This is a genomic window from Streptomyces sp. 17_S59 (assembly GCF_056930295.1).
Window position 1 is genome coordinate 6,924,872 of record NZ_JBXOWD010000001.1, and the last position, 16,592, is coordinate 6,941,463.

Genomic DNA, 16,592 nt, shown 5'->3' on the forward strand with positions numbered 1-16,592 from the left:
CTCAGCCGCCGGCCACGGTGGCGGCGGGCGGTCTCGGCAGGTCGCGCAGCCGCCGCAGCGGGGAGAGCAGGAGGGGCACGGGGACCAGGAGGATTCCCGCCGCGCACACCCAGACGGCGGCGCGTGGCCCCGCCGCCCCGGCGATGGCACCGCCGGCCAGGGCGCCGAGGGGCATCGTGCCCCAGACCACGAAGCGCAGGGTGGCGTTCATCCGGCCGAGCAGCTCGTCGGGGCAGAGCATCTGCCGGAAGCTGACCTGGGCGACGTTGTAGACGACGGCGCCGAAGTCCACGACCGCGGAGGCCAGGGCGAACCAGCCCGCGGAGGCCCCGTGCCCGGCCAGCGGCCACAGCAGGGCGAACGGCCCGGTGACGACCGGCGCCAGCCAGATGACCCTGGCCTGGCCGACGGTCCGCGCGAGCGCGCCCGCGCACAGCGCCCCGGCCAGGGCGCCGACGGCCGCGGCGGACATCATCAGCCCCATGGCGCCCGGCGGCAGCTCCAGCACGCGGACCAGGAACACCGTCTGGACGGCCACGAGCATCGCGTTGAAGAGGTTCGCCACCGCGGTGGCGCAGGCGATCATGCGGAGAAACGGGTGGCGGAAGACGAACGCGAGCCCCTCGGCGACCTGGGCGCGCAGGGACACGCCCGGCGCGGGCCCGGGCCGCGTCTCACGGGCGCGGATGCCGCGCAGGAAGACGGCGGACAGCAGATAGCCGAGCGCGTCGGCCAGCAGGGCGGAGGGCGCCCCGAGCAGCTGGACCAGGGCGCCGCCCAGCCCCGGGCCCGCCACCTGTGCGGACGAACGCGCCGTCTCCAGCGCTCCGTTGCCCGCGACCAGCTGTGCGCGGGGGAGGAGCGTCGGCAGGTAGCTCTGGTGCGCGATGTCGAAGAACACGGTGGCCACGCCGTTGACGAGGGCGACCGCGTAGAGCTGGGCCATGGTCAGCGTTCCGGCCCAGGCGGCGAGCGGGAGGCTCGCCATCGCCACGGCCCGTACGACGTCGGCCCGGACGAGCACCGGCAGCCGGCGCATCCGGTCCACCCAGGCCCCGGCCGGGAGGCCGACCAGCAGGAAGGCCGCGGTCTGGGCCGCGGTGAGCAGCCCCGCCTGCATCGGCGAGGCGTCGAGCGCGACCACGGCCACCAAGGGCAGGGCCACCACGGTCACTTGGGCGCCGACCTGGCTCACCGAGGCGCCGGCCAGCAGCATCCGGAAGTCGAGGTTTCGTAAGACGCTGCCGCCGTCGCCGGGCTTCGTTGACAACATTTGACAGACATTTGGGGAAGGTGGGGTGCTGAGTCAAAAATGACCGATATTTTCGGTCAGCTGTGTTCGTTATGCGGACAGCCGTTGTCATGCGACGGAAGGGCCGGTTGCTGTCCGGTAATTCGGCCGCATCGCGTGTGATCTGCGGTGCGGGCGGGCGGGGTAATCGGCGCCTGCGGACGGGGCCGGTGGCAGGAATGTCCGATAGTCGGCGTTGCGTGTTCAACTCTGTGCGCAGCGTTACCCTTCTTTGCGCCCCGCCGAAGGCTCTTACGCAGAGCTAAACTGACGATATGGCCGCAGGCCATGGCTTCGCCGACGAGTTCGCCGCAGTCCTGGTGGGCATAGAGCGTCTGGCCCGGCGAAGGCTCTGGCGCAGCCTGCCCGCCCCGCGCCTGCGGGGCGCCCAGGCCGAGCTGCTGCGCCTGGTCGCGGACCGGCCGGGCCTCGGAGTCTCGGCCGCCGCCCAGGACCTGTGCCTGGCCGCCAACTCGGTCAGCACACTGGTGAACCAACTGGTCGACGCGGGGCTCCTGCGCCGCGACACCGACCCGGAGGACAGGCGCGTCGCGGCACTGTATCCGACACCCGCCTGCACGGAGCGGCTGCGCGACTGGGACGCGCGGCGCGACGTGCTCTTCCACGACCGTCTGACGGCCCTCGCGGCCGAGGACCGGGTCGCCCTGGCCGCGGCGCTCCCGGCGCTGCGCAGGTTCGCCGACGCACTCCGCGAGACCGGGGAGGTGCCATGACCACGACTCCCGCGGCGGTCAGCTGCACGGACCTGCACTACGCCTTCGGCGGCACCAGGGCGGTCGACGGACTGGACCTGCGCGTCGAGCCCGGTGAGGTCCTCGGCCTCCTGGGACCCAACGGCGCGGGCAAGACCACCACCCTGCGCGCGATCACCACGCTGCTGCCCGTACCGCCCGGAGTGATCGAGGTCTTCGGGCACGACGCCGCCCGGCAGAAGATGGCGGTGCGGCGTCTCCTCGGCTATGTGCCGCAGCAGCTGTCCGCCGACGCGAACCTGACCGGCCGGGAGAACGTCGCCCTCTTCGCCCGGGTCTTCGACGTGCCGCGCCGGGAGCGCGCCGAGCGGGTGGAGCAGGCGCTGGACGCGGTCGGCCTCGCCGGTGCCGCGGCCCGGCTCGCCGGCACGTACTCGGGCGGCATGGTGCGCCTGCTGGAACTGGCCCAGGCCCTGGTCAGTGCGCCCCGGCTGCTGGTCCTGGACGAGCCGACCATCGGCCTCGACCCGATCGCGCGGAGCGGCGTGTGGGAGCGCATCACCGAGATCCGCGCCGGCACCGGGATGACGGTGCTGGTGACCACGCACTCCATGGAGGAGGCGGACCGGCGCTGCGACCGGCTGGCCCTGATGCACCGGGGGAGGATCCGCGCGGTCGGCACCCCCACGGCGCTCAAGGACGAACTGACGGCCCGGCGCCGGGAGTCCGGTGCCGCAGAGCTGCCGGCCCCGTCCCTGGAGGACGTGTTCCGGGACGTCGCCGGCAGCGGCCTGGACGGCCCCGGCACCGACGAGCAGCGAGGGGAGTTCCGTGATGTCCGCCGTACCCGCCGCACCGCATCCCGCGTCGGCTGAGGCCGCGGCCCGCCCCGAGCAGCGGTTCGCGCTGCTCCTGACCCCGCCGCCGGCCCGCAGCGGCTGGCGGGTGGTGCCCGCCCGGGTGGCCGCGATGTGCGCGGTCGAGCTGCAGAAGCTGCGGCACGACCGCACCGAGCTGTACACCCGTGCCGTCCAGCCCGCCCTGTGGCTGCTGATCTTCGGCGAGACCTTCAACCGGATCCGCGCCATCCCCACCGGAAGCGTGCCCTACCTCGACTACCTCGCCCCGGGGATCATCGCCCAGTCGGCCATGTTCATCGCCATCTTCTACGGCATCATGATCATCTGGGAGCGGGACTCCGGCGTGCTCACCAAGCTGCTGGTCACGCCGACGCCCCGGACCGCGCTGGTGACCGGCAAGGCGTTCGCGGCCGGGGTGAAGGCCGTGCTCCAGGCCGTGGTCGTGGTGGTGATCGCCGCGCTGCTGGGCGTCGCCCTCACCTGGAACCCCCTGCGGCTGCTGGGCGTCGTGGTGGTCGTGCTGCTCGGCTCGGCCTTCTTCGCGTGCCTGTCGATGACGATCGCCGGGATCGTGCTGACCCGCGACCGCCTGATGGGCGTCGGACAGGCCCTCACCATGCCGCTGTTCTTCGGCTCCAACGCGCTCTACCCGGTGGCCGTCATGCCCGGCTGGCTCCAGGCCGTCAGCAAGGCGAACCCGCTCAGCTACCAGGTGGACGCCCTGCGCGGCCTGCTCATCGGCACCCCCGCCCAGTTCGGCACGGACTTCGCGGTGATCGTGCTCGCCGCGCTCCTGGGCATCATCGCCGCTGCGTCGCTGCTGGGGCGCCTGGCCCGCTGACCCGCAGCCCGGCGAGCGTCGCGGCCGCGACGCCGAACTCCGCGGGCACCCGAACGCCCAGCGCCCGGGCCAGGGGCACCAGCACCGCGACGTGGTGCACGGCGTGGTGGGAGACGAACAGCAGCTCCCGGCCCACGGTGGAGCGCGTCCGGGCGACCGTGCCGGCCGGGTCCACGACGCTGAGCACCTCCACGGACCGGCCGAGGGCCTGGGGTGCGACGGCGCGCACCCGTGCCCGCAGCTCCGCCAGCCGGGCGAGCGCGGCACCCCGGTCCGTCTCCAGCACCCCGCCCCGCACCCGCCGGTCGTAGTCGACCGTGCCGCTGCGGACCCCGGCGAGAATGGCGGTGTAGTGGTCCACGCAGTGGCGCACGTGGCAGGCGATGCTGCTGGCTCCGTCGGCCCGGTGCACGTACTGCGCGTCGGTGAGCACGCCGACGATTTCTCCCACCTGCACGAGCTGTGCGGCGGCGCAGTCGGTCACGCTGACAGGGGGCTCTCCCAAGGGTCTGCTCGCTTTCCGGTCTGCTGCGGCTCGTTCATGGACAGCAGGAAGGATCACGCCGGGGTTGCCCCCGGCGTCCGGCAAACACTCAGGAGAGTGAGCAAGTTCGGGGCGGTGTTCGAGCGTGGCCGGAGTGCTATGCGGCTGCCGCGCCGAGGGCGATCTTCAGCAGCTCCTCGGGCGCGTCCCGCATCACGTTGTGCTTGGACTCCAGGGCGTGCACGTGCCACGCCGGGTCGTCGAGCAGCCGCGCGTAGGTGGGCCCGAACGGGGACTCCGCCCCGTTCCAGTCGGTCGCGTAGGCGTAGGCCTTGTGCGGGAACCGGTCCAGCCCGCCCTCCAGGCGGATCGCCTGGAGGAAGGAGGCCAGCGGGTGCGCCGTGGCCCGGGGGTCGAAGAAGGGCAGCGGCTCGGTGGCGTAGCCGGTGGCGTGGGCGGAGCCGAGGTACCACTGCCGCTGGGCGTCGTCGGTGAGGGTCCAGCAGGAGTCCCCGTCCTCCGGCACGAAGGCGTCGACGTAGACCAGGCCCTGCACGCGCCCCGGCACGCGGTCCGCGGCCCCGGTGATCACCATGCCGCCGTAGCTGTGCCCGATCAGTACGGCGTCGGTGATCTGCCCGTCCTCCAGGAAGTTCACCAGGTCGTCGATGTGGGTGTCGAGATTGACCGAGGCGGTGAGCAGGTGCTTCCGGTCCCCGACGCCGGTCAGGGTGAGGGCGTGGGCCTCGTGGCCGTGCTGCCGCAGCTCGCGGGCGAGCGGCTCGAAGGCCCATGCGCCGTGGCAGGCACCGGGGATGAGGACGTACGTGGTCATGCGCTTCTCCTTGGGGCTGTGGGTGGTGACGGATCTTTATACGGGTCAGCGTGGCGAGCTGGTCAGCGAGGAGCGTGAGTTGAGCACGTCCACGTCGCTGCCCGTGGTGCTGCGGTAGGTGTCGGTGATGTGCGCGAGGTCGTGCGGCGTGTGACCGCCCGCCCGGAGCATGGTGCGGTTGGCGAGCACGACGGCCTCGGTCGCGCTCCGGCGTCTGCGCTCGTAGCGGGCCAGGCCGGCCCGTACGCCCGTCGCGTTCGCGAGTTCGTACGCGAGGACGCGGGCGTCGACGACGGCCTGGGACGCGCCGTTGGCGCCCACCGGGTACATCGGGTGCGCGGCGTCCCCGAGCAGGGTCACGAGGCCGCTTCCCCAGGCCGGCAGCGGGTCCCGGTCTACCATCGGGTACTCGAGGATCCCGTCGCTGCCCGTCAGCAGGCCCGGCACGTCGAGCCAGCCGAGGTCCCAGTCACGGTAGTGCGGCAGCACGTCCGCCAGCCGGCCGGTGCGGTTCCAGCCCGCGTCCTCGGTGAGCGGCTGCGGCTCGGACACCCGCACCTGGCACACCCAGTTGATGCGGTTCCGGCCGATCGGATACGCGATGAGTTCCGTGTCCCCGTCGCGGACGATCACCATCGAGCGGCCGGTGAGGAACGGCCCGGCCTCCGTCACGCCCCGCCACATCCGGACGCCCGACCACAGCAGCGGGCCGCCGTCCGGGTGCAGCCGGGTGCGGACCGTCGAGTGCAGCCCGTCCGCGCCGACGAGCGCCCGCGCGTCCAGCTCCTCGACGGCGCCGGACTCCCGGTCGAGGAGGCGGGCGCGGACCGTGGCGGCCGCCCCGGAGCCCGTGGTGCCGAAGCCCTCCAGCCGGATCCCGGTGCGGACCGCGTCCGCCCCCAGCCGCTCCCGGACCGTGGCGAGGAGCAGCCTCTGGAGTTCCCCGCGGTGGATCGAGTACTGCGGCCAGCGGTAGCCCTGGGCCTCCCCGCGCGGCTCGGCGAAGATCCGCCTGCCGTGCCGGTCGTAGTAGACAATCTCCGCCGTGGCCACGCCGAGGGCGGCCAGGCCGTCCCCGAGGCCGAGTTCGGTCAGCTCGCGCACGGCGTGCGGCAGCAGGTTGATCCCCACACCCAGCGGCCGGATCTCCCGGGCGCTCTCCACCACCAGCGTGTCGATTCCCGCGGCGTGCAGGCTCAGTGCCGCGGTGAGCCCGCCGATCCCCGCCCCGGCGATGAGCACGGTCATGTGCAACTCCCTTCGTCTGCCTCCACTCTGTGGCAGCGGGAGTCATAAGTCCAAGAGATAGTACGTCTGGTGGCTAGAATCAGCAGTTATGGAACTGCGTCAGCTCGAGTACTTCGTGACCGTCGCCGAGGAGCGGAACTTCACCCGGGCCGCCGAGAAGGTGCGGGTGGCCCAGCCCGGGGTCAGCGCACAGATCCGCCGCCTGGAGCGCGAACTCGGCCAGGAACTGCTGGACCGCTCCGGGCGCTCCGTGCGGCTGACCGAGGTGGGCGCGGCCGTCCTGCCCTACGCGCGGGCCGCGCTCGCCGCGGTGGAAGGGGTGCGGCTGACGGTCGACGAGCTGACCGGTCTCGTGCGCGGCCGGGTCGCCGTCGGCACCGTCACCTCGCACACCGTCGACCTGCCGGGGCTCCTGGCCGAGTTCCACGCCGAGTACCCGGCGGTCGAGATCACCCTGTCCGAGGACACCACCGACCGGCTCCTGGAGGGCCTGCGCACGGGACGCCTCGACGCGGCCGTCGTCAGCGTGGGCAGCGAGAACCCTGCGGGGCTCGACGTGACGGTGGTCGACGACCAGCCGATCGTGGCCGCGGTCGACCACGGCCACGAACTCGCCGCCCACCAGGTCGTCCCGCTCACCGCCCTCCGCGACCGGGCACTGATCAGCCTCCCCCTCGGCACGGGGCTGCGCGCCCGGCTCGACGAGGCGTGCTCGGCCGCCGGCTTCGCGCCACGGATCGCCTTCGAGGCCAGCGACCCCGGCGTGCTCGCCCAGCTCGCCGCGCGCGGCCTGGGCACGGCGATCCTCCCCGGCGCGTTCGCCCGGTCCCGGGCGGACCTGCACACCGTCGGGATCGACCCGCCCGCGCTGCGCGGACGCCTGGTCTTCGCCTGGCGGGCCGACGGACCGGGCAGCCCGGCCGGGCGCGCCCTGGTCGCCCGCGCCCGGCGGACGCTCCGCTCGGGCGCGCCGCGGGCCTAGGCCCTGTCGTCAAAATCCCGCCTGCCCCGCGGCGTCTGGCACGCACTCCCCCAGCTACCGCTGGGAGGTGCCCCCACGCCGCGTTGTCGGTCGTCGGCGCAGCCCGCTGCGCTCTCCTCCCTCCGCCTTGCGATCGCACGCACCAGACGCCGCGGGGCCCGCCCTCCGGGCGGACGGCGCTATTTTGACGACAGGGCCTAGGGCCCCTAAGCCGCGTCCGGTCCGGACGACGGTCTGCCGCATCTGCACGGCAGCGGCTCGGCCGCCCGGCTGCCGGCGAACAGGTCCGGGGCCACCAGGGGAACGGCTCCTGCCCGCGCCGGGGACAACACCCCGGCCCGGGCGACCACCTGCAGGTCCGTCCGCACCGCGTCCGCCGCCGCTTCGTCCGCCGCCGCTTCGTCCGCGCCGAGGGCGAACGCCCGGTGCACGGCGCGGATGGCCTGCGGGAGCCGGTCGGCCGGGCACAGCGCCGAGATCCGGGTGTCCGACGCCGAGACGTGCCCGAAGTCCACGTCCGCCGCGGCCAGGGTCTCGCAGAACGTCGCGATCACCTCCGCCCGCGCCCGCATGCCGCACCCGATCAGCGACACCTTGCCGATGCGGTCCTCGCAGGACAGCTGCTCGTACCCGACCTCGGCGCGGTGCGCCCGCAGGGCGGCGAGCGCCGCCGGGGCGTCGCTCTTCGGCAGGACCAGCGAGACGTCGCCGCGCCGCCCGTTCGGCGCCGCGACGGCCTGCGGCACGGCCATGTCGATCCGGGCGCGGGCGTCGGCCAGGACCCGGAAGATCTTCGCGGTGGCCCCCGGCGGATCCGGCACCGAGGTCACGGTGATCCGCGCGTTGGACGGGTCGTGGGCCACCCCGGTGATCGCCGTGCGCTCCGCGGGGCTCTCGGCCTCGGCCGACACGACCGTGCCGGGACGGTCGTCGTAGGAGGAGCGGACGTGTACGGTCACGCCGTACCGGCGGGCGTACTCCACGCTGCGCAGCGCCAGGACCTTCGCTCCGCCCGCGGCCATCTCCTGCATGGCCTCGTAGGTCAGGTGCGGCAGCGGCCGGGCCTCCGGCACGATCCTGGGGTCCGCGGTGTAGACGCCGTCCACGTCGGTGTAGATCTCGCACGCGTCGGCCTTGAGCGCCGCGGCCAGGGCGATGGCCGTGGTGTCGGACCCGCCGCGGCCCAGGGTGGTGACCTCCTCGGTCTCCCGGCTGAGCCCCTGAAAGCCCGCGACCAGCGCGATCGTGCCGCGGTCGAGCGCCTGCCGGACCCGGTCCGGCTCGACGCCGACGATCTGGGCGCCGCCGTGCGCCGGGGTCGTGAGCACACCGGCCTGCGGCCCCGAGAAGGAGCAGGCATCGGCTCCCAGCGCGTGGATCGCCATCGCGGTCAGCGCGTTGGAGACCTGCTCGCCCGCGGTCAGCAGCATGTCCAGTTCGCGGGGGGACGGGATCGGGGCCAGCTCCTGGGCCAGCAGGAGCAGTTCATCGGTGGTGTCGCCCATGGCGGACACCACCACCACGACATCGTGGCCGTCGTCGTGGGCCGCGACGATGCGCTCGGCGACGAGCTTGATCCGCTCGGTGCTCTGCACCGAGGAGCCGCCGTACTTCTGGACGATGAGAGCCATCGGGTGGTGCCTCCCCGGCGGCCGCCCCGCGGTCGGGGCAGCCGGTCACGGTGTTCGGCCGGATCGGGACCGGCCGGAGTGGACGGACAGTCGTGGACTGCACGCGGACACGGACTCCACGAGGATCGAGCAGGCCGTGTCCACGACTTCGGAGGTGACGTTCAGGGGCGGCAGCACCCGGACGACCGCGTCGTCCCGGCCGCCGCGCTCGACGATGAGCCCGTGCTGCAGCGCGTGGTGCTGGATCGCGGCGGCGACGGCGGTCGCGGGCCGCCCGTCGGCCGGCTCCGCCATCTCGATGCCCCACATCAGGCCGCGGCCGCGCACCTCGCGGACCCAGGGGTTGGCGATCAGTTCGCCGAGCCGGTCCGCGATCTGGTCGCCGCGCCGCCGCACGTTCCCCAGCACGTCGTCCCGCCGGATGATGCGGATCGCCTCCACACCCGCGGCGAACGCCAGTTGGTTGCCCCGGAACGTACCGATGTGCGCACCGGGCTCCCACCGGTCGAGTGCCGCGTCGTAGAGGACGATCGCGACCGGCATGCCGATTCCGCTCAGCGCCTTGGACGCCACGATGACGTCCGGCTCGATGCCGTACTGCTCGAACGCGAACCACGTTCCGGTGCGCCCGCAGCCCGTCTGCACCTCGTCGACGATCAGCGGAATGCCGAGGGACCGGGTCACGGCCCGCACGCGCTGCACGAACTCCGTGCGCGCGGGCACGACGCCGCCCTCGCCCTGCACCAGTTCCATGAGCACCGCGGCGGGGCGCGGGATCCCGCTGTTGCCGTCGGTCAGTGCCCGCTCCAGGAAGCCCGCACAGTCGGTGGCGCATGTGTCGGGCGCCGGACCGACGGGACACCGGGCGCAGGAGCAGTACGGGAAGAAGTGGACGCCCGGCATGGTGTTGCGCACCGGCTCCTTCGCCGACACCAGCCCGCTCAGGGCCATCGCTGCATGGGTGCTGCCGTGGAAGGCCCCCTGGAAGGAAATGACGTCGCCGCGGCCCGTCGCGATCTTGCACAGCTTGACGGCGGCCTCGACGGCGTTGGCCCCCGTGGGCCCGCAGAAGTGCACCTTCATCCGCTCGCGCAGCCCCGGGGCGAGCATGGACAGCTGCGCCTCGGTGAACGCGTCCTTGGCGGGGGTGGGGAAGTCCAGGCCGTGGGCGAGCTGCCCGAGCTGGCCGGTCACGCTCCGTACGATCTCCGGGTGGTTGTGGCCCAGCGACAGCACGCCGGCACCGCCGAGGAAGTCGATGAAGACGTTGCCGTCGACATCGCGCACGAAGCTTCCGCAGCCCTCGGCGAGGGCGATGGGCAGGTGCCGGGGGTAGGTACGGGCACTCGACTCCCGGCGCTCCTGGCGCGCGAGGAGTTCGGCCGAGCGGGGACCGGGCAGGTCGCCGCTGACGTGCGGGCCCGTGAACGGACCGGGCAGGTCGGGAGAAGTCATGTCGTGCCTCCGGAGTGGTGACGGCTGGGCTGGGCCGGAATGCCCCGCCAGCGGGTTCCGTCGGGCAGGCGCTCGCCCTTCATGACGAGGGACAGCGCGTCCAGCGAGGCGCCGGGGCCCACCCGGGCGTCGTAGAGGACGACGGAGCGCATGCCGACCGATGCGGCGGCTCCTACGGTGACGTGGGACATCTTCATCACCCGGTCCTCGAAGAGATGGGTCTGCAGGGAGGTGAACTCGCCGACGGCCGCGTCGTCGCCCACCTCGACCAGGTCGAACTCGGTGAGGTACGTGGTGTTCCACCACACCCGCCGCCCGATGTGTGCGCCGAACAGCCGCAGCATCACGGGCGCCCAGGGCGTGCCCGTCAGCAGGGCCATCAGGGCCGGCACCACGAGGTTCTCGTACAGGCCGGTGACCAGCTCGGTGCGCCGCACCCAGATGCTCCACAGGGGCTCCACCCGCGGCCGGTACCGCCCGACGACCAGCCACTTGACGGCCACCGTGACGATCGTGGAGGCGAACCCCGCGCCGAGCAGCAGCGCCGGGCCGAGCAGGAGGAGCGCCGGCGGGGAGAAGGCCGTGGCCAGGCGCAGGGTGACGTACAGCGCGCCCAGGGCGGACAGGGCGCCGACCGTCGCGGGCAGGGTCACCCGGAAGTACTCGATCGCCAGGCGGGCCGCGATCAGCCCCCGGGTGGGGCTGTAGGTCAGCTTGGCGGGGAAGTTCCGGCTCGCCTCGCGGCGGGGCAGGAAGATGGCCGGGGAGCCCAGCCACGTCGTCTCGGGGTCGACCGGCCGGGTCGGGGCCACCGAGTGGACTCCCAGGAGGCTGTTGTCCCCCAGCCGGCAGGAGCCCGGCACCAGCGCCCCGTTGCCGACGAAGCTGCGGCGCCCGACCTCCGCCGGTGCCAGGGCGATCCGGCCGCGGTGGAAGACGGCAGGCCCCACCACGCAGACGTCCGCCAGGAAACTCTGCTCGCCGACGACGAGCATGTCGGGGTCGACGAAGCTGACGGTGGCCACCTCCGACCAGCGCCCGGTGCGCGCGCCCAGCCGGCGCAGGAACGGCACGAGGTAGAGCGTGGAGTACAGCGCGTGGGTGAGCGTCAGGCTCATCGTCATCATGCCGTCGCTGATCCACTTGCGGACCCCGAAGCCACTGCGCTCCGGGTGGATCCCGGACCGGGCGGACGGCAGCACGGTCCGCTTGACGGCGAGGACGGCGGCGCAGGTGAACAGGACGGTCAGGGGCCCGCTCGCGGCCACGGACGCGACTGCCCAGGCGAAGCCGTACCGCCAGGCCGTGTAGCCGACGAACAGCGCTGCGGCGAGGACGACCAGCAGCGGCACGAGCATGAACACCAGTGCGCCCGCGGCGTATCCGGCCAGGACCCGGACCGTCCAGGGGCGGTCGTCGCCCTGGGCGGCCAGGGCCTCCAGCAGGGGCGGGCGGACGTCCTGGTGCGCGGCGGGGGAGCCCGCCCAGTGCTCGTCGGCGGGCACGGTCCGGTCCTCGGGCACGAGCGACTGCTCGCCCACGGTGGCCCGGTCGCCGAGCACGGCCCCGGGCAGCAGCACGCTGTTGGCGCCGACGAAGCAGTCCGACCCGATGCGGACGGGGGCCAGCCGCAGGCGGCCGCCCTCCACGACGTAGGGCTGGATCCGGGCGCCGTAGCCGATGCTGGTGCCCGCACCGATCTCCACCAGCGAGGGCGGGGCGAAGAGCCCCGACAGGTGGCAGTGCGGGCCGATGCGGGCGCCCAGCAGCCGCAGACAGGGCAGCAGCAGCGGCGAGCCGACCAGCATGCCCAGCGGCGTCATGGCCAGCACCTTGCCGTGCAGCCAGAACCGCAGGTAGGTGACGCCCCACAGGGGGTAGCGGCCCGGGCGCACGCCGGCCATCAGCAACCGGCAGCCGAGCAGCGGCAGCACCAGCAGGCTCACCACCAGCCAGCCCGCCTCCGTCAGCAGGAACAGCGGCAGCGGCAGGTGGACGAGGACGTCCAGGGCGCTGCCCGCCACGGGTGGCCGCACCGGGATGTGCACGCTGTCGAACAGCTGGTACAGCAGCACGACCGCCGCCGCGGCGGGCAGCAGCAGCCATGCGTAGACCCCGGCGAGCTGGAGCACCCCGCAGGCCAGCACGCGCGCGGTGGAGTGGCGCACGGGAGCGGGCCCGGCGGGGGCGCCGCCCGGCCGGTCCTCCCCGGCGGGTGCGGCACGGGTGCCTGCGTCCTCGACGAAGGCGGCGAGGCCGCGCACGGTGGGATGGGCGTAGAGGTCCGCCATGGCGACCTCCCGCAGTGCGGGGTCCTGCCGCAGGCGGGACACCAGGCGGGCGGCGGTCATGGAGTGGCCGCCCAGGTCGCAGAAGAAGTCGTCCTCCACCGACACCGCCTCGCCGCCGAGGACGTCCTGCCACAGCGCCGCCAGCCGCCGCTCCAGCGGCGTGTCCGGCGCGACGTGCCGTGCCGTGCGGCGGGCGAGCGGCGGCGAGGCCGGGGCGGGCAGCGCGGCCCGGTCCACCTTGTCGGCCGTCAGCAGCGGGAACTCGGGGAGGACTTCCACGAACGCCGGGATCATGTAGGCGGGCAGCCTGCGCTGCAGGGACGAGCGGAGACGCTCGCGCAGCTCGTCCTCGGCCACTGGCGCGGACCGCTCGCCGAGCGTGACGTAGCCGACCAGGTCCTGGGCGATGCCGTCCCGCTCCAGCGGGGTGACGACCGCGTTCTCGACCGCCTCGTCCTCGCGCAGCACCTCCTCGATCTCCGCGAGTTCGATGCGATAGCCGCGGATCTTGACCTGGGTGTCCATCCGGCCCAGGTACTCGATCTCCCCGGTGGGGGTCACCCGGCCGCGGTCGCCCGTGCGGTAGACGCGCGGGCAGTCGGCGCGGTCCCGGGCCACCGGGTTGGGCACGAAGCGCTCCGCGGTGAGGTCGGGGCGGTTGACGTAGCCGATGGCGACGCCGGGGCCGCCGATGCAGATCTCGCCGCTCTCTCCCGCTGCGAGCGTGCGCAGTTCGCCGTCCAGGATGTAGACGCGGTAGCTGGGCAGGGGGGTGCCGATCGTGACCGGCCGGTGCGGGGCGAGTTCGCCGCAGGTGGCGGTGACGGTCGTCTCCGTGGGGCCGTAGGCGTTGAGCATCCGCCGTCCCGGGCGCGACCAGCGGCGGACCAGGTCGGGCGGGCAGGCCTCCCCGCTGACCAGCAGGCTGCGCAGCCGGGGGACGTCCGCCTCGAGGGTGGTGAGCAGGGTGGGCACGCAGCACAGCACGGTGATCCGGTGCTCGACGAGGAAGTCGGCGAGTTCGCGGCCGGCGCGCCTGCCCTCGCCCGGCCCTGCGACCAGGGTCGCGCCCGCCAGCCACGTCGGCCAGATCTCCTCGACGGCGAAGTCGAAGGCGATGGACAGGCCCTGGTAGACCCGGTCCTCGGCGGTCACCCGGTAGACCGGGGCGGCCACCCGCAGGAAGTTGGCGATGCTCGCGTGCGATACGGCCACTCCCTTGGGGCGGCCCGTGGTGCCGGAGGTGTAGATGATGTAGCACAGCGAGGAGGGCTCGATGCCGACGGCCGGTCTGGCGTCCGGCTGGGCGGCGAGCCGGTCGGCGGCCAGGTCGAGTTCCAGCACCCGGCAGGGCAGGTCACGGGTCCGGTCGCGCAGCGGCGAGGCCGTCACCAGGTCGCAGAGGCCGGCGTCGGCCGCGATGAAGGCCAGCCGGTCGCCGGGGAAGGACGGGTCCAGCGGGACGTAGGCCGCTCCGGCCTTGATCACCCCGAGCAGGGCCACATAGGTGTGCACGGAACGGTCGAGCAGGATGCCGACGCGCGCCCCCGCCGTGGCGCCGCGCTCCCTGAGCAGGTGCGCGAGCCGGTTGGCCCGGCGGTCCAGCTCCGCGTAGCCGATCTGCTGCTCCTCGCAGACCACGGCGGTACGGGACGGGCCGCGGTCACACGCGCGCTCGAATTGCTCGGCCAGGGTGTGCGCGCACTCGGGGGCGCCGGCCGACGCCCGGGGCCGGTCCTCCTGGTCGGCCTCCGGCGGCGCGCCTCCGGTGAGCGCTGTGAACCCTGTCATGACCTCCTCCTGCGTGGCCGGCGGCGCCGGGATGCGGCCGCCATGCAAATCGTTCACATTTCATCTATATCTGAGTACGAAAAACCGCCGGATACTGTTCAGTAGATTCGTTCGAATACGGCGCATTGCGAGCTGCGGCGACCGGCGACGATCTGCGGCGGAAACGAAGGTGATGGCGGGGAATGCCGAACGCGTCGTCGCGCCGTCCGAATTCATGTCGTCCTTGCCGAAGGAACAGGCGGGCAACGCCGGCCGGGACCGTGACGAGCCGCGCGGACGGCGGTCCACGGACCGGCCGGGCCGGCTCGATGCCGTCGTCCACTTCCCACCGTAAGGAATATGACGGCGGAACGAAAACGGAGGAGCGGGCCGGTTCGGCGGCGAAGCCCGCGGCAACGCGCCTGCCTGCGGAAACCAGGCCAATTGCGCCGGGCCGTCTAGCATCCGCCAGGTGAGCACTTCGCATCCGAATGCGTCCGCCGCCGCCCGCCCGGCACCCGCGCCGGTGTTCTTCCACGACGTGCCCGAGAAACGCATCGACCTGGCCCTGGACCACTCCTATCTGGTCTTCCACGAGAACGACCGCGAGGACGAGGAGCGCGCCCGGGACCGGGAATTCCTGCGGCGCTGCAGCCGCATCGGCGCCTATGAGGAAGGCCGGCTCGTGGGCTTTCTCGGCGCCCGCCCCCTCGACCTCTCCGTTCCCGGCGGACAACTGCCCTGCGCGGGACTGACCTTCGTCTCCGTCGCCCCGACCCACCGCCGCCGCGGAGTGCTCTCCGGCATGATCGAGGAACAGTGGCGGCGCTGCGCCGCGGCCGGGCAGCCGCTCGCCGCCCTGTGGGCGTCCGAAACCGCGATCTACGGCCGCTTCGGCTTCGGAGCCGCCACCCACCTCTGCACCCTCGAGATCGACTCGGGGCGCCCGCTCGCCCTCCGCATCACCCCCGACCCCCGCCCGCTGCACCTCCTCGACCCCGCCGAGGCGCACACCGTGGTCGGCCCGCTCTACGAGGCCCACAGCGCCGACCGCGCCGGGCGGCACGCCCGCGACGCACGCTGGTGGCGCGACCAGATCCTGCCCGAGGAGGACGAGGACGACGACGAGCTGAGCCCGCCGCGCGTCGTCGTCCTGGGCGACGACACACCCGACGGCTACGCGGTCTACCGCACCCGCGGAGGCGACGACGACACCCGCACCCCCGGCCTCGTGGAGGTCTACGAGCTGGAGGCGGACGCCGCCCCCGTGGCCGCGGCCCTGTGGAGCTACCTCGCCTCCATCGACCTGACCGGCCGGGTGCGCGCCTGGGGCCGCCCCGCCGACGACCTGCTGCCCCTCATGGCCGCCGACCAGGACCAGGTGCGCGTCTCCGCCGCGTTCCCGGCGCTCTGGCTGCGGCTGGTCGACGTCCGGACCGCCCTCACGGCCCGGTCCTGGGCGGCGCCCGTGGACCTCGTCCTCGAGGTCCACGACGCCACGATCCCGGCCAACCACGGCCGGTTCAGGCTGACCGCCGGCCGGACCGGCGCCTCGTACGAGCCGACCGGCGACCCGGCCTGCCTCACCCTGGATGTACGGGACCTGGCCGCCTGCTACCTGGGCGGCACCCGCCTCGCCCACCTGGTGCGGGCCGGCCTCGCCGCCGAGCACACGCCGGGCGCGGCCGGGGCCCTCGACGCGGCGCTGCGCACCGAGTACCTGCCCTTCACCAGCGACGAGTTCTGACGCCGCGCGCTCAGGCGGTCATCGCCTCACGCACCTTGGCGGTGTCCACGAACTGCTCGAAGCGGACGATCCGCCCGCCGCGTACCACGAAGTGGTGGGCGACACGCACGTCGAGGCCCTTCCCCGTGGCCCGGTGGGTGGCGGTGTAGCGGGCCAGGACGACGACGTTCTCGCCGTCGGCGACGTACGTGTCGTCGTGCGCGATCCAGTCGTCCCACTCCTTGGCCAGTTCCTCCATGACCGCGGACGTGACGCCGGAAGGGGTGCGGTAGGTGCCGGCCAGGGGGAAGCCGGCCATCTCCGTCCACTCCACGTCGTCGGCGAGGGTGGCGCGCAGGGCCGCGAGGTCCCCGCGCGCCGATGCCAGGTACTGGCGGCGCACGACGTCGGCGGGGGCCTCGGAGGTCTCGAAGCCGCGCGTGGTCTCGTGGTTCGTCGTCATGA

The 16,592-nt window shown here is 73.6% G+C and carries 13 protein-coding genes and 1 pseudogene; 5 read left to right on the forward strand and 9 right to left on the reverse strand.

What is annotated here, in order from left to right:
• Position 1: 1 nt before the first annotated feature.
• Positions 2 to 1,273, reverse strand: coding sequence for an MFS transporter (locus AC1Z4A_RS31310; RefSeq protein WP_483683257.1), 1,272 nt, complete (start codon positions 1,271 to 1,273; stop codon positions 2 to 4).
• A gap of 293 nt (positions 1,274 to 1,566) precedes the next feature.
• On the opposite strand from AC1Z4A_RS31310, the gene AC1Z4A_RS31315 reads away from it, so the two are divergent.
• Genes AC1Z4A_RS31315 through AC1Z4A_RS31325 form a run of 3 tightly spaced genes read left to right on the forward strand, consistent with a single transcriptional unit; the run spans position 1,567 to position 3,705 of the window.
• Positions 1,567 to 2,025 carry a MarR family winged helix-turn-helix transcriptional regulator gene (locus AC1Z4A_RS31315; RefSeq protein WP_483683258.1) on the forward strand — a complete coding sequence of 153 codons (459 nt, stop codon included), beginning with the start codon at positions 1,567 to 1,569 and terminating at the stop codon, positions 2,023 to 2,025.
• Positions 2,022 to 2,879, forward strand: a complete 858-nt coding sequence (locus tag AC1Z4A_RS31320; RefSeq protein WP_483683259.1) for an ABC transporter ATP-binding protein — start codon at positions 2,022 to 2,024, stop codon at positions 2,877 to 2,879. Before AC1Z4A_RS31315 ends, AC1Z4A_RS31320 begins: the two co-directional genes overlap by 4 nt.
• Complete coding sequence (locus AC1Z4A_RS31325; RefSeq protein WP_483683260.1) at positions 2,839 to 3,705, forward strand: ABC transporter permease; 867 nt, start codon at positions 2,839 to 2,841, stop codon at positions 3,703 to 3,705. Before AC1Z4A_RS31320 ends, AC1Z4A_RS31325 begins: the two co-directional genes overlap by 41 nt.
• On the opposite strand, the gene AC1Z4A_RS31330 is transcribed toward AC1Z4A_RS31325, so the two are convergent.
• The 3 genes from AC1Z4A_RS31330 to AC1Z4A_RS31340 all read right to left on the reverse strand — a co-directional run bounded on the left by AC1Z4A_RS31330 (position 3,665) and on the right by AC1Z4A_RS31340 (position 6,272).
• The gene (locus AC1Z4A_RS31330; protein WP_483683261.1) at positions 3,665 to 4,189 is read right to left on the reverse strand and encodes a DinB family protein; all 525 of its coding nucleotides are present in this window, start codon (positions 4,187 to 4,189) and stop codon (positions 3,665 to 3,667) included. The genes AC1Z4A_RS31325 and AC1Z4A_RS31330 overlap by 41 nt on opposite strands.
• Positions 4,190 to 4,346: 157 nt before the next feature.
• Complete coding sequence (locus AC1Z4A_RS31335; protein ID WP_483683262.1) at positions 4,347 to 5,024, reverse strand: alpha/beta fold hydrolase; 678 nt, start codon at positions 5,022 to 5,024, stop codon at positions 4,347 to 4,349.
• A gap of 45 nt (positions 5,025 to 5,069) precedes the next feature.
• Positions 5,070 to 6,272, reverse strand: a complete 1,203-nt coding sequence (locus AC1Z4A_RS31340; protein ID WP_483683263.1) for a flavin-dependent oxidoreductase — start codon at positions 6,270 to 6,272, stop codon at positions 5,070 to 5,072.
• Between the two features lie 88 nt (positions 6,273 to 6,360).
• On the opposite strand from AC1Z4A_RS31340, the gene AC1Z4A_RS31345 reads away from it, so the two are divergent.
• Positions 6,361 to 7,254 (forward strand): LysR family transcriptional regulator, encoded by an 894-nt coding sequence (locus AC1Z4A_RS31345; RefSeq protein ID WP_483683264.1) that lies wholly within the window; start codon positions 6,361 to 6,363, stop codon positions 7,252 to 7,254.
• 380 nt (positions 7,255 to 7,634) lie between these two features.
• Here AC1Z4A_RS31345 and AC1Z4A_RS31350 read toward each other — a convergent pair.
• The 4 genes and pseudogenes from AC1Z4A_RS31350 to AC1Z4A_RS31365 all read right to left on the reverse strand — a co-directional run.
• Positions 7,635 to 8,885, reverse strand: a pseudogene (locus AC1Z4A_RS31350) (aspartate kinase); the annotation flags it as partial.
• A 45-nt stretch (positions 8,886 to 8,930) separates the two neighbouring features.
• On the reverse strand, positions 8,931 to 10,340 hold the full coding sequence (locus AC1Z4A_RS31355; RefSeq protein WP_483683265.1) for an aspartate aminotransferase family protein: 1,410 nt from the start codon (positions 10,338 to 10,340) through the stop codon (positions 8,931 to 8,933).
• Positions 10,337 to 14,422: a Pls/PosA family non-ribosomal peptide synthetase gene (locus AC1Z4A_RS31360; RefSeq protein ID WP_483683266.1), complete on the reverse strand. Its 4,086-nt coding sequence runs from the start codon at positions 14,420 to 14,422 to the stop codon at positions 10,337 to 10,339. The genes AC1Z4A_RS31355 and AC1Z4A_RS31360 overlap by 4 nt, the downstream gene beginning before the upstream one ends.
• Before the next feature lie 64 nt (positions 14,423 to 14,486).
• Positions 14,487 to 14,744 (reverse strand): hypothetical protein, encoded by a 258-nt coding sequence (locus AC1Z4A_RS31365; RefSeq protein WP_483683267.1) that lies wholly within the window; start codon positions 14,742 to 14,744, stop codon positions 14,487 to 14,489.
• A gap of 183 nt (positions 14,745 to 14,927) precedes the next feature.
• On the opposite strand from AC1Z4A_RS31365, the gene AC1Z4A_RS31370 reads away from it, so the two are divergent.
• Positions 14,928 to 16,148 carry a GNAT family N-acetyltransferase gene (locus AC1Z4A_RS31370; protein ID WP_483683786.1) on the forward strand — a complete coding sequence of 407 codons (1,221 nt, stop codon included), beginning with the start codon at positions 14,928 to 14,930 and terminating at the stop codon, positions 16,146 to 16,148.
• A 10-nt stretch (positions 16,149 to 16,158) separates the two neighbouring features.
• Here AC1Z4A_RS31370 and AC1Z4A_RS31375 read toward each other — a convergent pair whose 3' ends face one another.
• Positions 16,159 to 16,590, reverse strand: a complete 432-nt coding sequence (locus AC1Z4A_RS31375; protein ID WP_483683268.1) for a nuclear transport factor 2 family protein — start codon at positions 16,588 to 16,590, stop codon at positions 16,159 to 16,161.
• Positions 16,591 to 16,592: the final 2 nt, after the last annotated feature.

Coding starts and splice junctions, on each gene's coding strand:
- AC1Z4A_RS31310 (WP_483683257.1), bottom strand. CDS start 1,273: ATGTTGTCAACGAAGCCCGGCGACGGCGGCAGCGTCTTACGAAACCTC.
- AC1Z4A_RS31315 (WP_483683258.1), top strand. CDS start 1,567: ATGGCCGCAGGCCATGGCTTCGCCGACGAGTTCGCCGCAGTCCTGGTG.
- AC1Z4A_RS31355 (WP_483683265.1), bottom strand. CDS start 10,340: ATGACTTCTCCCGACCTGCCCGGTCCGTTCACGGGCCCGCACGTCAGC.
- AC1Z4A_RS31320 (WP_483683259.1), top strand. CDS start 2,022: ATGACCACGACTCCCGCGGCGGTCAGCTGCACGGACCTGCACTACGCC.
- AC1Z4A_RS31375 (WP_483683268.1), bottom strand. CDS start 16,590: ATGACGACGAACCACGAGACCACGCGCGGCTTCGAGACCTCCGAGGCC.
- AC1Z4A_RS31360 (WP_483683266.1), bottom strand. CDS start 14,422: ATGACAGGGTTCACAGCGCTCACCGGAGGCGCGCCGCCGGAGGCCGAC.
- AC1Z4A_RS31345 (WP_483683264.1), top strand. CDS start 6,361: ATGGAACTGCGTCAGCTCGAGTACTTCGTGACCGTCGCCGAGGAGCGG.
- AC1Z4A_RS31325 (WP_483683260.1), top strand. CDS start 2,839: ATGTCCGCCGTACCCGCCGCACCGCATCCCGCGTCGGCTGAGGCCGCG.
- AC1Z4A_RS31340 (WP_483683263.1), bottom strand. CDS start 6,272: ATGACCGTGCTCATCGCCGGGGCGGGGATCGGCGGGCTCACCGCGGCA.
- AC1Z4A_RS31335 (WP_483683262.1), bottom strand. CDS start 5,024: ATGACCACGTACGTCCTCATCCCCGGTGCCTGCCACGGCGCATGGGCC.